General features: G+C 63.9%; 14 protein-coding genes and 1 tRNA gene. 11 read left to right on the top strand and 4 right to left on the bottom strand.

Going from position 1 to position 13969, the window contains the following annotated elements; translation table 11 throughout:
* Positions 1 to 13: 13 nt before the first annotated feature.
* The gene (locus G557_RS11110; protein WP_036960313.1) at positions 14 to 436 is read right to left on the bottom strand and encodes an Rv3235 family protein; all 423 of its coding nucleotides are present in this window, start codon (positions 434 to 436) and stop codon (positions 14 to 16) included.
* Positions 437 to 607: 171 nt separating this feature from the next.
* Here G557_RS11110 and G557_RS0102180 point away from each other — a divergent pair, with 171 nt between their 5' ends.
* Positions 608 to 2101, top strand: coding sequence for a sensor histidine kinase (locus tag G557_RS0102180; RefSeq protein WP_028244784.1), 1494 nt, complete (start codon positions 608 to 610; stop codon positions 2099 to 2101).
* 59 nt (positions 2102 to 2160) lie between these two features.
* Here the strand turns inward: G557_RS0102180 and G557_RS0102175 are convergent, their stop codons facing one another.
* Positions 2161 to 2409, bottom strand: coding sequence for a WhiB family transcriptional regulator (locus tag G557_RS0102175; protein WP_028244783.1), 249 nt, complete (start codon positions 2407 to 2409; stop codon positions 2161 to 2163).
* 180 nt (positions 2410 to 2589) lie between these two features.
* On the opposite strand from G557_RS0102175, the gene G557_RS13215 reads away from it, so the two are divergent.
* Complete coding sequence (locus tag G557_RS13215; RefSeq protein WP_028244782.1) at positions 2590 to 2991, top strand: hypothetical protein; 402 nt, start codon at positions 2590 to 2592, stop codon at positions 2989 to 2991.
* Between the two features lie 5 nt (positions 2992 to 2996).
* On the opposite strand, the gene bcp is transcribed toward G557_RS13215, so the two are convergent.
* Both bcp and G557_RS0102160 read right to left on the bottom strand, forming a co-directional pair.
* Positions 2997 to 3479: a thioredoxin-dependent thiol peroxidase gene (gene bcp, locus G557_RS0102165; protein WP_028244781.1), complete on the bottom strand. Its 483-nt coding sequence runs from the start codon at positions 3477 to 3479 to the stop codon at positions 2997 to 2999.
* Positions 3480 to 3574: 95 nt separating this feature from the next.
* Complete coding sequence (locus G557_RS0102160; protein ID WP_211220503.1) at positions 3575 to 4858, bottom strand: integrase catalytic domain-containing protein; 1284 nt, start codon at positions 4856 to 4858, stop codon at positions 3575 to 3577.
* A gap of 113 nt (positions 4859 to 4971) precedes the next feature.
* Between G557_RS0102160 and G557_RS0102155 the strand changes: the two genes are divergently transcribed.
* From G557_RS0102155 to ilvC, 9 genes are all read left to right on the top strand, one after another.
* Positions 4972 to 5047, top strand: a tRNA-Lys gene (locus G557_RS0102155).
* 47 nt (positions 5048 to 5094) lie between these two features.
* Positions 5095 to 5742, top strand: a complete 648-nt coding sequence (locus G557_RS0102150; protein ID WP_051224149.1) for a DedA family protein — start codon at positions 5095 to 5097, stop codon at positions 5740 to 5742.
* Positions 5739 to 7271 carry an MFS transporter gene (locus G557_RS0102145; protein WP_028244778.1) on the top strand — a complete coding sequence of 511 codons (1533 nt, stop codon included), beginning with the start codon at positions 5739 to 5741 and terminating at the stop codon, positions 7269 to 7271. Before G557_RS0102150 ends, G557_RS0102145 begins: the two co-directional genes overlap by 4 nt.
* A gap of 9 nt (positions 7272 to 7280) precedes the next feature.
* Positions 7281 to 7979 (top strand): SGNH/GDSL hydrolase family protein, encoded by a 699-nt coding sequence (locus G557_RS0102140; protein ID WP_028244777.1) that lies wholly within the window; start codon positions 7281 to 7283, stop codon positions 7977 to 7979.
* Between the two features lie 86 nt (positions 7980 to 8065).
* Positions 8066 to 9544 carry an alpha,alpha-trehalose-phosphate synthase (UDP-forming) gene (locus G557_RS0102135; protein ID WP_051224147.1) on the top strand — a complete coding sequence of 493 codons (1479 nt, stop codon included), beginning with the start codon at positions 8066 to 8068 and terminating at the stop codon, positions 9542 to 9544.
* Complete coding sequence (gene otsB, locus G557_RS0102130; protein WP_028244775.1) at positions 9534 to 10325, top strand: trehalose-phosphatase; 792 nt, start codon at positions 9534 to 9536, stop codon at positions 10323 to 10325. Before G557_RS0102135 ends, otsB begins: the two co-directional genes overlap by 11 nt.
* 217 nt (positions 10326 to 10542) lie before the next feature.
* Positions 10543 to 12333 (top strand): acetolactate synthase large subunit, encoded by a 1791-nt coding sequence (locus G557_RS0102120; protein WP_028244774.1) that lies wholly within the window; start codon positions 10543 to 10545, stop codon positions 12331 to 12333.
* 2 nt (positions 12334 to 12335) lie between these two features.
* Positions 12336 to 12845, top strand: coding sequence for an acetolactate synthase small subunit (ilvN, locus tag G557_RS0102115; RefSeq protein ID WP_028244773.1), 510 nt, complete (start codon positions 12336 to 12338; stop codon positions 12843 to 12845).
* Positions 12846 to 12898: 53 nt separating this feature from the next.
* Positions 12899 to 13936 carry a ketol-acid reductoisomerase gene (gene ilvC, locus G557_RS0102110; protein ID WP_028244772.1) on the top strand — a complete coding sequence of 346 codons (1038 nt, stop codon included), beginning with the start codon at positions 12899 to 12901 and terminating at the stop codon, positions 13934 to 13936.
* The last annotated feature ends 33 nt before the right edge of the window (positions 13937 to 13969 follow it).

Here is a 13969-nt window from a genome sequence, read left to right as displayed (position 1 = left end):
GCCGTGCTCAGGTTCAGAGCACGGCGAAGTCGCTGAGCAGCCAGCGTTGGGTGTGTGAGCGTTCGAACACGGCTGTGGCTACTCGTGTGCGGCCGTGATGGTTGTCGAACACCACGAGGCACTCGATGCGCCGGTGATGGTAGCTGGGGCGCACCAGCGTGCGGTGGATGTGCAAACCTGGTCGTCGAGCGCCCTCGCGGGCGATCTGACGCTGCTGACGTTCGAGCTCAGCACGAATGCGGAGCTTGTCGAGCAGGGGAGCAGTGACCCATCGGCTCACGTGTTCGACGGGGCGCACTCCGGCTACGATCTCCATGCAGGCGAGAAAGAGCCCAGCCAGCATGCGTTCAATGCGCTCATGTGTTGAAGTGGCCGCAGGGTCTACAGTGGCCCCGGGCGTGCTGATATGTGGTGCGAGGTGGCTTCGATGTGACATTTCTCCCCCTGTCGAAGTCATTGTCGGCATCTTCAGGGCAGTTATCGCCGCCCCTGTGCACCAGCGTAGAGGCGGCTGTGCTTTGGCACGAGGGAGCGGCGGGTGCCCCTGTGTATAAGTCGTCCATGAGTGCTTGAGTCGGGCTGGTGGCGAACGGTTAGGATTGACCCCGTGTCCAGCCTCTCCGAATTCGCCCAGCGCAACCCCCAGCTCTCAGCCGAAGACGTCGACTGGCTGCACTCACTGATCGGCGACTGGCAGATGATCGCCGATATGGCCCTCGCCGATCTCATCCTCTGGCTGCCTGATGCCGACGGCGCCTTCGAAGCGGTCGCTCATGCCCGCCCGAGCGGCTCGGCCACGGCTTTCACGCGCGACCTCATCGGACATCATGCTCATGGGGAGTGGCAAGAGCTCATCGAGCGTACCTATGCCGATGGCCAGGTGCATGTCTCACAAAGCCCCGACTGGACCCAACACTCGCCCACTCGACTGCGGGCCGTGCCCGTAGTGCGAGCGCTGCGCCGAGACGACGATCGGGTTGAGGTGACACCTCCCATTGCCGTGGTGACCCGGCATACCAACGTCGCCGAGTCGCGTACCCCCAGCCGGCAAGATTTGGTGTTTCTCAGCTGTGCGAGCGACCTGCTCGACATGGTCGCCAGCGGTGATTTTCCCGACCTCTCAGCGCCCACTGGCCCCAGGCGCGGCGCTCCACGGGTCAGCGACGGGCTTATTCGCCTCGACCGACGTGGCGATGTGCTTTTCGCCAGCCCGAACGCGATCTCGGCCTACAACAGGCTCGGGTTCGACGGGGAGCTCGAGGGCGGCAATCTGACCACCATCACCGCCCGCCTGGTTTCTGACCGGTCGACCACCGACGAGGGCCTGCCTGTGGTCACCAGTTCGCAGGCATCGTGGCGCGCCGACGTCGAGGGAAACGGGGCGACAATCACCCTGAGGGCAATTCCGCTGCGGCATCACCATGAGCGCATCGGCGGCATCGTGCTGTGCCGCGACGTGTCAGAGGTGCGTCGACAAGAGCAGGAGCTGCTGACCAAAGACGCCACTATCCGTGAGGTGCATCACCGCGTCAAGAACAATCTGCAGACCGTCTCGTCGCTGCTGCGCATCCAATCGCGTCGCACACAGGCAGAAGAAGCCCGTTCAGCGCTGCTGAAGGCGATGCGACGAGTCGAGGCCATCGCGGTTGTGCATGACACGCTCTCTGAAGGCCTGACGCAGTCGGTCGACTTTGACGAGGTGTTCGAGCGGGTGCTGCGCTTGATCACCGAGGTGGCCTCGATCGACAACATGAAGGTGTACCCTACGTTTACTGGCAGCTTTGGCGAGGTGCCCTCGCGTTCGGCGACGCCGCTGGCACTAGCACTGACCGAGCTGGTCACCAATGCGGTCGAACATGGCCTCAACGGCTCAGACGGGCAGGTGTGGGTCGAGGCGCGTCGAGATGACGAGCAGCTGAGCATCGTCGTTGGCGACGACGGGGGAGGGCTGCCCGAGGGTAAAGTTGGTGCTGGCCTGGGCACGCAGATTGTGCGCACGCTGATCGAGGGTGAGCTTTCGGGGTCGATTGACTGGCACACGCTGACCGGCAGCGGCACTGAGGTGACCATCACGATTCCGGTGTCAGCGCTCGGGGTCTGACACCCAGCGCTTCGAGACCTTTGCGCGGCGATCAACCGCCCAAAGGATGCGCGCGCGGCTCAGCTGGCTCGGCGAGCGCGAGCTGCGCGGCGCTTGAGGGCACGGCGCTCGTCTTCGCTGAGGCCACCCCACACGCCGGAGTCTTGGCCGGTCTCCATGGCGTACTGCAGGCACGCGTCGGTGACCTCGCAGGTGGAGCACACGACCTTAGCCTTCTCGATCTGGTCGACAGCCGGGCCGGTGTTGCCCACGGGGAAGAAGAGTTCCGGGTCGGCCTGCAGACAGGCCGCGGTGTCCCGCCAGTCCATAACACTCCTATTTCGGGCACGCCAGAACACTCGCGATTCGAGTTGTTCCCCAATGCCAGTCAACGGTTTGGCACTCCGAATATTGCCACAGCACCACGGTGATTGCAAGGAATCCATGGCTCACAATCCTGTGGGTCCAAGGCGTCGATAAGATGGTGACGACGATCGGAGAGGATCACCATGGCGAACCCCGCACAGTCCTGGCAGCTGAGGCTTGCTGCAGCTCTGCTGACGCTCGAGGCGGTGGCTGCGCTGGGCTGGGCAGCATGGCTCGCACTCGAGATGGTGATCGCCACGCCGCAGTCGGTGCCACTCGCGTTGGCGCTCATCGTCGTGCTGGTCGGCTTTGGCCTGTGGGTGTTGCTGGCTGCGCGTGGCCTGCGGGCTGGGCGGGCATGGGCGCGCTCGGCAGCAGTCTTCGTTCAGTTGGTGATGACCGCACTGGGCGTGGGCAGCCTTGGGGGCAGCACCTCGAGTGTGGTCATCTGCTTGGCCCTGGTGCTCCCAGCTGTCGTCGAAGGGGTGCTGCTGTTCACCCCGGCTGTTGTCGAGGCCACGAGCGACCGCAGCCGTCGCGACTGAACGGCTCAGTCGTCGAGGCCGAGCGCCCGTCGCAGCGATGCAACATGGCCCTTGGCTCGCACGTTATACCGGGCCAGCGAGATGACGCCCTGCTCGTCGATCACGAACGTCGAGCGGATGACACCCTGAACCTCTTTGCCATAGAGCTTCTTTGTGCCGTAGGCCCCATAAGCGCGGTGCACCGTGAGCTCAGGATCGCTCAGCAGTGAAAACGGCAGTGCCTGCGTCTCAGCGAAGCGCTGGAGCTTGGCTGGAGCATCCTTCGACACCCCGACCACGCGGTAGCCGGCACTCTGCAACGAAGCGATGTTGTCGCGGAAATCGCAGGCCTCGGTGGTGCATCCAGGCGTGCCGGCGGCGGGGTAAAAGTACAGCACCACTTTCTGGCCGCGTGGGTCGGCGAGATCGAAGGTGTTGCCCTCAGCGTCGGGCAGCTGGAACTCTGGTGCGGCGTCGCCCGCCTGCAAGCGCGTGGTTTCGGTGCTCATACCGGCGAGTCTAGTCGCGGTCGAGGTGCCTCACTGAATAGTGAGCGCGAGAGGTGAGCTGGTGCTTCACGGGTTGTGAGCGCGAGGCTTGCGGTTCATTTGGTTGTTGTGAGTCGACGGATCGACGGTTTCAAGGATGCCATATCGAGCCCGCGGGATGCGGCCATGGCCTCGGTCTTGTGTTGGGATAGTTCGATCAGGCGGAGTTGGATCTTGTTGATCTGCCGGGTCAGGTCGGCCGGGTTGATGCCCTCGATCCGCGCGGCGACGCTGGTGGTCTGCTCGTCGGTGAGGATGCTGGAGGCGAGCACGCGCTGCCACGGGGTCGCGGGCTTGTCGTAGACGCGGCGTCGGCGCCCGTCCGCGGCGGTGGAGTACTCGAGCGGCTTCTTGGTCGGGGTGAAGAAGTTCAGCCGCAGTGACACCAGCGGCCAGAGCTCGTTCAGCAGGGCCAGTTCCTGAGCGGTGTCGTAGCGCCAGTGGAACGCGTGCTTGCGGACGACGTGGTTGTTCTTGGATTCCACGGTGGCCTGGTCGTTCTTCTTGTAGGGACGGGAGCGGGTCTGGGCGATGTCGCGCTCTTGGAGCCAGTCGGCGACGTCGTGGTTGATGAACTCGGAACCGTTGTCCGAGTCGAACACGGTCAGCGGGAACGGGAACGCGTCCCGCAGTTGGCCCACGGCCTGCACGATCCAGCGGGACGCGTTGTTGCGGATCGAGGCGTTCTCGGTCCACCCGGTAACCAGGTCGGTCATCGTCAGGGTGCGGGCGAACTCCCCGGCGAAGGTGGGTCCGCAGTGCGCGACGGTGTCCGCCTCGATCACACCCGGTGTCGCAGGCGGGGCATCCCCAACCTTGGACAGGCCGATCGAGTTGCGCAACACCGCCGGGGCCGGGACCGTCGTCGAGATGCCCCGTAGCTGCATCGTCTTGCGCGCCGGGGCCAGGTACCGGTCGATCGTCGCGGCGCTCATCGCCTCCAACTCACTGACCGTCGCGGGTGTCGCGAACGGTTTGTCCAGGTCGCCGGCCTCGTTCAGCAGCGGCAGCCACAGCGGCAGCATCACGGTCAGGTACTTCCCGCACGGCATGCCCATCAACGCCCACACGCGCTCCAGCAGGCTCCGCGCGTCGTCGCTGTACTGCTTGGGCCGCAGCCTGCGCCGGTCGACCTGCTCGGCCGGGGCCGGTAGCGCAGGCCCGGTCAGCATCCGCCGAGCGGTCGACCGGCCCATCCCCGTCGTCGCGACCACCTCGTCAAGGATCCGGGCCTTCTCGGCCTTCGATGCCTTCCGATACGCGGTACGGAGCTTATTCGTGACGTGCCTTCTCGCGGCCATAGGTATCTTGCCTTCCACACAGGCAAGCTTCGCGCTCACAGAAGCTGAGGCACCAACAGCCACCACGCGCTCAAAGAACGTGAGGCACGTCGGCGGTTTGTGCGCGCGCACATCTGGTGCTATCGTTGTCTCTTGGCTCGGACGAGTTCTGAGCGCCTCTAGCTCAATTGGCAGAGCAGCTGACTCTTAATCAGCGGGTTCTGGGTTCAAGTCCCAGGGGGCGCACCACGAATGCACTGCTGCACTACGCGATGACCACAGAAAGACACCGCGGAATGATCCCCTACAGCACGGTCACCACACCCGACGGCGTCGATCTCGGCGTCTATGCAAACTTCATCACCGACATCATGGGCGCACTGGGAGCCTTCGGCGTCGCCGTGCTGGTCGCCGCCGAGAACCTCTTTCCGCCGATTCCCAGCGAAGCCATTCTGCCGCTGGCCGGGTTCGCAGCCTCTACCGGCGAGCTCGACCTCGTCGCGGTGATCATCTGGTCGACGGTCGGCTCAGTGGTGGGTGCGCTGGCGCTGTACGCTCTCGGGGCGTGGCTGGGACGGGACCGATTCATCCGGCTTGCCGCGCGCATCCCGCTGATCAACACCGACGACATCACTGCCACCGAACGATGGTTTCTCAAGCACGGCCCGGCGACCGTCTTCTTCGGCCGGCTGATTCCGCTGTTTCGCAGCCTGATCTCGATTCCGGCTGGCATCGAACGTATGCGCCTTCGGGTATTTCTTCCGCTGACCGCCCTCGGCAGCCTCATCTGGAACACTGTGCTGATCCTGGCCGGCTATGCCCTCGGCGCCAACTTCGGGGTCATCGAAGAATTCGTCGGAATGTTCCAGTGGGTGGTGATCATTGTGCTGCTGCTGGCCGTGGCGGCATTCGTCTGGTGGCGCCTGCGGCGGCGACGCAAATGACTGTCTCAGCAACCGCCGGCTGGAGCGATGCCAGGCGTTGGTTCTCGCTTGCCTTGCTGCTGTGCTCGGTGCTGGTGGTGTCGACCGACAACACGGTGATGAGCTTCGCGCTGCCGGCGATCTCGGCCGAATTCGACTCCAGCGCCGTGCTGCTGCTTTGGATCGTCGACGTGTACCCTCTGGTGCTCGCCGGCCTGCTGGTCATGATGGGGTCACTGGCTGATCGTTTCGGTTACCGGCGCATGCTGCTGATCGGCGCGTGGGGGTTCACCATCGCCTCGGTGTGTGCGGGCTTCGCCACCTCAGCGCAGATGCTCGTCGCAGTGCGTGCCACTATGGGGGTCTTCGGCTCGATGCTGATGCCCGCAACGCTTTCGCTGATTCGGGTGCTCTTCGTCGAAGGGCGCCAGCGCAGTCTTGCGGTGGCCATCTGGACCTCTTGCTGGGCCATCGGGGCCGCGCTCGGGCCGATTCTCGGTGGTTTTCTGCTGGCGCACCTGTGGTGGGGGTCGGTGTTCTTGATCGCTGTGCCGCTGTTCGCACCGCTGCTGGTGTTCGGACCGTTTCATGTGCCGGTCACCCGCGCCCCGGGCAGCGGGCCCATCGACGTGCCCAGCGTTGTGCTGTCGGTGGCGGCCATGGCCTCTTCGGTGTTCGCGCTCAAGCGTGTGGCAGTGGGAGACGGATGGCAGCTGAGCCTCGTGTTCGCAGTGTTCGGTGTCATTTCAGGTGCGCTCTTCGTGCGTCGACAACTGCAGCTGGAGCATCCTCTGCTCGATATGTCACTGTTTCGACGCAGACGCTTCACCGTCTCGATTACGGCGAACCTGGTGGCGCTCATGTGCACGACCGGCCTCATGCTCTTCGCTGCGCAACAGCTGCAGCTCGGCCTCGGTATCGACTCGATGACGGCCGGGTGGATGCTGGTGCCCGGCGCGGTCGCCACGGCCACCGCGTCGTTCGTGGTCGGTCGTGTGGTCAGTGCACGCCTGCGGCGGCCGGTCATGGTGGCTGCGTTGACGCTGTCGGCAATGTCATTCACCGGCTATGCGCTGCTCGGCAGCACCTCCGGTGCTGCGGTTCTCGTGCTGGTGGCCGCTGTCGGTGCCGGGTTCGGTGCATCGCAGGCCGTCTCGAACGAGGTGGTCGTCTCAGAAGTGCCTGCGGAGAGCGCCGGGGCGGCAGCTGCGGTCTCTGAGACGGCCTACGAGCTCGGCACCGTGCTTGGCGCGGCGCTGCTCGGTGGTATCACGGCCGGGGTCTACCGGGCTGGGCTGATGCTTCCGGCAGGGCTGAGCGACGCAGAAGTGCAGCGCTCACGTGAGACGCTCGCCGGTGCGCTCGCTGTGGCACAGGAGCGTTCTCCGGAGATCGCCACGCAGATCGAGACCGCGGCGCGGGCCGCGCTGTTTCATGCCGGAGGCGTGATGTCTCTCGTGGCTGCGGGAGTGGTTGTCGCAGTGGCGCTCTGGGCGGCCTTTGGGCTGCGCTCGGCTGCTGCAGGGGGCTCGCGACCGGTGGATCGATAGAATCGACACATGTCTGGGCTCACTTCGCGACGAGCACTGATCGCTGCTGGCCTCGGGCTGATGGCGACGGGGGCGCTGTCTGCGTGTGCCTCGACCAGCCGGGTGCTCTCTGAAGCAAGCGGTCTGACGCTGCAGCATTTCGACGACGAAACGCCCGGTGCATCAGTGGCAGTGGCAGTGGTCGGCGACTCGCTGAGTGTCGGTGTGGTCGAGCAGGTCACCGGAGTCGAAGCATCCGGTCGCTGGGCTGCCGCGTATCAGACGGGCATTGTGCGTTTGATTGGTGGATGGTCGAAGGTCGGGGCCGATACTGCGACGATGGCCCGATCAGCGGCGCCCGTCACCGGAGCAGACGCGCTGCTGATCATGGCAGGCACCAACGATCTGCCCTCCAACGTCTCATTCGACGAATCCGCAGACAACCTCGAGGCCATCGTGAGTGCTGTTGGTCTCGACAAGGTGATCGTGGCACAGATTCCACCGCTGATCCGGCATCTCGACGACGTCGTCGAGTACAACCGACAGCTGGTGGCTCTTGCCACTGATCGTGGCTGGGGCAGTTGCGATCCGTGGCAGCGCATGCGTGAGGCCGACGGCAGCTGGAACACGGAATACTACGGCGACGGAACGCATCCCAACAGCGCGGGATATGCGCTCGCGGCGACAGAACTGTACGACGCCTTGGTTGCGCAGCTGTGGGGGTCATGATCCGAGTCTGAGCGTGTGTCGGGTGCATGGGATAGCATGAAAGTGCCGGCAACAAGCGTCTGAGCAATCAGACAGACAGGAGCGGCGTGAACGCGAAGACACGACAGTTCGACCTTGTGGTGGTTTCCAACCGTCTGCCCGTCGACCGTGTCACCGACGCCGATGGGCAACAAAGTTGGGCACGGTCGCCCGGTGGTTTGGTCACTGCACTCGAACCGGTTATGGAACGTTCCAGCGGGGCTTGGGTGGGCTGGCCCGGCGTACCGGACGCGCACTTTGATCCCTTCGAGATCGAGGGTGGGTCTCGCGGTGGTTCGTTCCATGTCTATCCGGTCACGCTCAGCGAGCTTGAACTCGAGCGTTACTATGAGGGGTTCTCGAACGCCACGCTGTGGCCGCTGTACCACGACGTGATCGCGCCGCCGATCTACCATCGCATCTGGTGGGAGAGCTATCGAACGGTCAACCAGCGCTTCGCCGAACAGGTCGCTGCAATCAGCGCACGAGGCGCCACAGTCTGGGTGCAGGATTACCAGCTGCAATTGGTGCCTCAGCTGTTGCGGCGGCTGCGCCCTGACCTTGCCATCGGCTTCTTCGACCATATTCCGTTTCCGTCATATGGGCTGTTCGCGCAGCTGCCGTGGCGCGCTCAGATTCTCGAAGGACTGCTCGGTGCTGACCTGATCGGCTTTCAACGATCCGAAGATGCCCGCAATTTCTCGCGGGCGGTACGCTCGGTGCTTGGAGTGGTTCCGCGTCGCAACGTCATCGTCGCGGCAGATGAGAGCCCGGCTGGCTCACACGAAGTTGAGTTCGGCGACTACCCGATCTCCATTGATGCCGATGAGTTCGAGCAGCTCGGGCGAGACCCTGCCGTGCGTCGTCGAGCACGGCAGATCCGTCGTGAACTCGGCGACCCGGCACATGTCATTCTCGGCATCGATCGTCTCGACTACACCAAGGGCATCCGGCATCGTCTGAAAGCCTACGGCGAGCTTCTCGAGGAGGGGCGCATCAGCGTGGCCGATACGACGCTCATTCAAATCGCAGTGCCCAGTCGCGAGCGAGTCGAGACCTATCGACGGCTGCGCGATGAGATTGAACTCACCGTGGCACGCATCAATGGTGACTATTCGGTGATCGGCCGACCGGCCATCCAATATCTGCATCGCAGCTTTCCCCGACGTGAGATGGCGGCGTTCTACCTAGCAGCTGACATTCTGCTGGTCACCGCGCTGCGTGATGGCATGAACCTCGTGGCCAAAGAATTCGTCGCCACTCACGTCGACAACGACGCCGTTCTGGTGCTCAGCGAGTTTGCAGGTGCCTCAGACGAGCTCAAAACGGCGCTGTTGGTCAACCCCCACGACATCGACGGAGTCAAAGAGGCCATTCTGCAGGCCCGAGACATGTCCGACGGAGAGCGCACCCGACGCATGCGAGTCATGCGCCGACGTGTCAGCGAAGACAACGTCGAACGCTGGTCTGACGCCTATCTCGCTGAGCTGCGCAGGGTGAGCGCAGCAAACCGCAAGAACACTTCAGAGGCCGACCATGAGCACTGATCTCGACACCGCGGTGCGCCGCATCGTCGAAGTGCCCAAGCTGCTGGTGGCACTTGACTTCGACGGCACGGTTGCGCCGTTCACCGACAACCCGGCTGACTCGCGGTCGCTCGCCGACGCACACCTGGCGGTAATTCGACTGTGGCAGTTGCGGCAGACGACCGTTGCCTATGTCTCTGGTCGCGCGCTTGACTCGCTGCGGGCCGTGGCCGATGCGCCGCGGGGGCTGCTGCTGGTGGGCTCGCATGGTGCGCAGGTGCAGCTTGAGTCGGGCGCTGAAGACCCGCAACCACTGAACACGCAGACGGTGCGCGATGTCTCTGATCTCGGCACGCGTCTCGAGAATCTGATCGCTCGAGTGCCCGGCGCCTGGATCGAACACAAACCCGTAGGTGCGGTGTTGCACACTCGCAACGTGCCTGACGATCAAGCCGCCGATCTGCAGCGTCAGGCTCGCGAGATCATTGCACAAGAGCTGCCGGTTGCACGGGTGTTGCCGGGGCACGATGTGCTGGAGTTCTCGCTGAAGCAGACCGACAAGGGGCAGGCTGTGCAGCGACTGCGCGAGCACGTGCACGCCGATGCGGTGTTCTACGCAGGCGATGATCGCACCGACGAAGACGTGTTTCGCTCGCTTGGCAAGGGCGATCTGGGCGTGCACGTCGGTGATGGGCGCACTGCGGCAGAATACAGCGTGGCCGACCCACGTGCACTGGCCAATGTGTTGATGGGCATGGCAGCGCTGCGACGGCGACACCTGACGCTGACCGAGAACCTATGAGCATGCCGCAGCACCTCACCTGCAGTGTGGTAGTTTGGTCTGGTGCGCATCCGGACGGCACCACCCCGCCGACCGAGCCGCTGGTGGGCAACAGATACCAGCGAACGCAAGGTGATCATCGCAATGACGCCGCACAGTCGCCACGACGAAGCTGTGCTCAGGCCGCATAACCGTTACGCGACACAACCCCACACACCACGATCAAGGAATGACTGACATGTCCGCCGCCCAGAAACCGGTCCCGTCGCCGGGAGCACACCGCGAGCAGCTCACCGGGGCACAGATCATCATCTCGTCGCTCGAGCGCCTCGGGGTTACCGACGTGTTCGGGCTGCCCGGCGGTGCGATCCTGCCGACTTATGACCCGCTCATGGATGCTCAGGGGCTGCGCCACGTTTTGGTGCGTCACGAGCAGGGTGCGGGCCACGCAGCCGAAGGCTACGCGAGCGCCAGCGGACGCGTCGGCGTGGCTATCGCCACCTCGGGCCCCGGCGCCACGAACCTGGTCACAGCCATCGCTGACGCCTACATGGACTCCGTGCCGCTGTTGGCCATCACCGGTCAGGTGTTCTCATCGCTGATCGGCACTGATGCATTCCAGGAAGCCGATATCGTCGGCATCACCATGCCGATCACCAAGCACTCGTTCTTGGTGCGCAAAGCCGAAGAGGTCGCGCCGGCCATCGCGGCAGCGTACGAGATCGCCACCACCGGTCGTCCGGGCCCAGTGCTCGTCGACATCTCGAAAGATGCTCAGCAGGGGCTCGCCGACTTCCAATGGCCTCCTGAGGTCAACCTGCCGGGCTATCGCCCCGCCACGCAGCCGCACGGCCGCCAGATTCAGGCGGCAAGCCAGCTGCTGACCGAAGCTCGCCGTCCTGTGCTCTACGTCGGCGGTGGCGTCATTCGCTCGGGCGCAAGCGCAGAGCTGCTCGCACTTGCCGAGGCTACCGGTGCACCAGTGGTCACCACGCTGATGGCTCGTGGCGCATTCCCCGACTCACACCCGCAGAACCTCGGTATGCCGGGTATGCACGGAACGGTGCCTGCGGTGCTCGCACTGCAGCAGGCTGATCTCATCGTCAGCCTCGGTGCCCGTTTCGACGACCGTGTCACGGGCAATGTCAAAACCTTCGCGCCGCTGGCCAAGATTGTGCATGTCGACATCGACCCTGCCGAGATCTCGAAGATTCGCCACGCAGACGTGCCGATCGTCGGCGACCTTCGCCAGGTGCTCGACGAGCTGGTGCCGCAATTCGAGTCTGACATCGCCGGCCAGGCTCCCGATCTCACGCAGTGGTGGCAGCATCTCGACAAGCTGCGTGAAGACTATCCGCTCGGCTACACCGAGCCGACCGACGGCTTGCTGGCACCACAATACGTGATCCAGCGCATCGGTGAGCTCACCGGGCCAGAGGCCGTCTACGCAGCCGGCGTGGGGCAGCATCAAATGTGGACCGCTCAGTTCATCAAGTACGAACGGCCCAATTCCTTCCTCAACTCAGGCGGCGCCGGCACCATGGGCTACTCCGTGCCTGCCGCCATGGGGGCCAAGGTCGCCGAGCCCGATCGTGTGGTCTGGGCGATTGACGGTGACGGCTGCTTCCAGATGACCAACCAAGAGCTGGCCACCTGCGTCATCAACGACATCCCCATCAAGGTCGCGATTATCAACAACTCGTCGCTGGGCATGGTCAAGCAGTGGCAGACGCTGTTCTACAACCAGCGGTACTCCAACACCGAGCTGAACACCGGGGCGGGCTCTGAACGCATTCCCGACTTCGTGAAGCTCGCCGACGCCTACGGTGCGGCTGCGCGCCGGGTGACCAGCGCTGACGAGGTCGATGAGGCCATCGAATGGGCGCTCGGCATCAACGACCGCCCAGTCGTCATCGACTTCGTGGTCTCGGCCGACGCCATGGTCTGGCCGATGGTGCCACAGGGTGTGAGCAACGACTTTGTGCAATATGCCAGAGATTCGTCACCTGCGTTCGACGGGGAGGAGTGAGCATGAGCAAGCATGTGCTGTCGCTGCTGGTCGAAGACAAGCCAGGTCTGCTGACCCGTGTCGCTGGGCTGTTCGCCCGTCGCGGGTTCAACATCGAGTCACTTGCGGTGGGCACCACCGAGGTCGAGGGGCTCTCGCGCATCACCGTAGTGGTCGATGTCGAGGGGCAACCGCTCGAACAGGTCACCAAGCAGCTCAACAAACTGATCAACGTGATCAAAATCGTCGAGCTCGAGCCGGAGAGCTCAGTATTCCGCGAGCATCTGCTGATCAAGGTCAAGGCTGAAGCTGGCACCCGATCGCAGATTGTCGAGTTGGTCGAGCTGTTCCGAGCCCGCGTGGTCGACGTCTCACACGACGCCGTCGTGATCGAGGTCACCGGTGACCCAGCCAAGAATCAGGCGCTGCTGAAGCTGCTCGATCAGTACGGAGTGCGCGAGATCGTGCAGTCGGGTCTGCTCGCAGTGGCCCGCGGCTCGCGCTCGATCACCGATCGGGTGGGCCGGGTCTGACCCGCCACCGATGAACCAAAGAAGTCAACAACAAACGAAATGGAGTAACACTGATGGCTGAAATCTTCTACGACGACGATGCTGATCTGACGATTATCCAGGGCAAGAAGGTCGCCGTTCTCGGCTTCGGCTCACAGGGCCACGCTCACGCGCTCAACCTGCGCGACTCGGGCGTCGAGGTGAAGATCGCCCTGCGTGACGGCTCGCCGACCAAGACCCGTGCTGAGGAGCTCGGCTTCGAGGTACTGAGCAACGCCGAGGCCACGAAGTGGTCAGACGTGCTGGTGGTTCTGGCTCCTGATCAGTACCAAGCTGATATCTACAAGAACGACATCGAGCCCAACCTCAAAGAGGGGCAGACTCTGCTGTTCGCACACGGCTTCAACGTGCGCTTCGGCTACATCCAGGCTCCCAAGGGCGTCGACGTTGTGATGATCGCACCCAAGGGCCCCGGTCACACCGTGCGTCGCGAGTACGAGGCCGGCCGTGGCGTGCCTGTGCTGGTTGCCGTCGAGAATGACGAGAGCGGCCACGCGTTCGAGACTGCGCTGTCGTACGGCAAGGGCATCGGCGGCACTCGCGCCGGCGCCATCAAGACCACCTTCACTGAAGAGACCGAGTCTGACCTGTTCGGCGAGCAGGCAGTGCTCTGCGGTGGTCTTTCGAGGCTCATCCAAGACGGCTTCGAGGTGCTGACCGAGGCCGGCTACCAGCCCGAGATCGCCTACTTCGAGGTCTGCCATGAGATGAAGCTCATCGTCGACCTGATCAACGAGGGCGGTCTGGCCAAGCAGCGTTGGTCGATCTCTGACACCGCCGAGTACGGTGACTACGTGTCGGGCCCGCGCGTGATCGATCCCCACGTCAAAGAGAACATGAAGGCAGTGCTCGCCGACATCCAGTCGGGCGCGTTCGCCGAGCGTTTCATCGCCGACCAGAAGGCCGGCGCTCCCGAGTTCAAGCGTCTGCGCGCCGAGGGCGAGGCTCACCCGATCGAGAAGACCGGCAAAGAGCTGCGCAAGCTCTTCTCCTGGTCAGAGAACGCGATCGACGCCGACTATGTTGAAGGCCACGTCGGTCGCCACGAGTGATCCGACGCTGATCGTCGATCGGCGATCCACCTG

It is taken from the genome of Pseudoclavibacter soli DSM 23366, from assembly GCF_000423505.1.
GTDB classification, from domain to species: Bacteria; Actinomycetota; Actinomycetes; order Actinomycetales; family Microbacteriaceae; genus Pseudoclavibacter_A; species Pseudoclavibacter_A soli.
This window is presented reverse-complemented; position numbering and strand designations above follow the sequence as displayed.

What these genes read in the sequence shown, in the direction of transcription:
- G557_RS11110 (WP_036960313.1), bottom strand. Translation starts at nt 436, where the DNA reads ATGTCACATCGAAGCCACCTCGCACCACATATCAGCACGCCCGGGGCC.
- G557_RS0102175 (WP_028244783.1), bottom strand. Translation starts at nt 2,409, where the DNA reads ATGGACTGGCGGGACACCGCGGCCTGTCTGCAGGCCGACCCGGAACTC.
- G557_RS13215 (WP_028244782.1), top strand. Translation starts at nt 2,590, where the DNA reads ATGGCGAACCCCGCACAGTCCTGGCAGCTGAGGCTTGCTGCAGCTCTG.
- bcp (WP_028244781.1), bottom strand. Translation starts at nt 3,479, where the DNA reads ATGAGCACCGAAACCACGCGCTTGCAGGCGGGCGACGCCGCACCAGAG.
- G557_RS0102150 (WP_051224149.1), top strand. Translation starts at nt 5,095, where the DNA reads ATGATCCCCTACAGCACGGTCACCACACCCGACGGCGTCGATCTCGGC.
- G557_RS0102145 (WP_028244778.1), top strand. Translation starts at nt 5,739, where the DNA reads ATGACTGTCTCAGCAACCGCCGGCTGGAGCGATGCCAGGCGTTGGTTC.
- G557_RS0102140 (WP_028244777.1), top strand. Translation starts at nt 7,281, where the DNA reads ATGTCTGGGCTCACTTCGCGACGAGCACTGATCGCTGCTGGCCTCGGG.
- otsB (WP_028244775.1), top strand. Translation starts at nt 9,534, where the DNA reads ATGAGCACTGATCTCGACACCGCGGTGCGCCGCATCGTCGAAGTGCCC.
- G557_RS0102120 (WP_028244774.1), top strand. Translation starts at nt 10,543, where the DNA reads ATGTCCGCCGCCCAGAAACCGGTCCCGTCGCCGGGAGCACACCGCGAG.
- ilvN (WP_028244773.1), top strand. Translation starts at nt 12,336, where the DNA reads ATGAGCAAGCATGTGCTGTCGCTGCTGGTCGAAGACAAGCCAGGTCTG.
- ilvC (WP_028244772.1), top strand. Translation starts at nt 12,899, where the DNA reads ATGGCTGAAATCTTCTACGACGACGATGCTGATCTGACGATTATCCAG.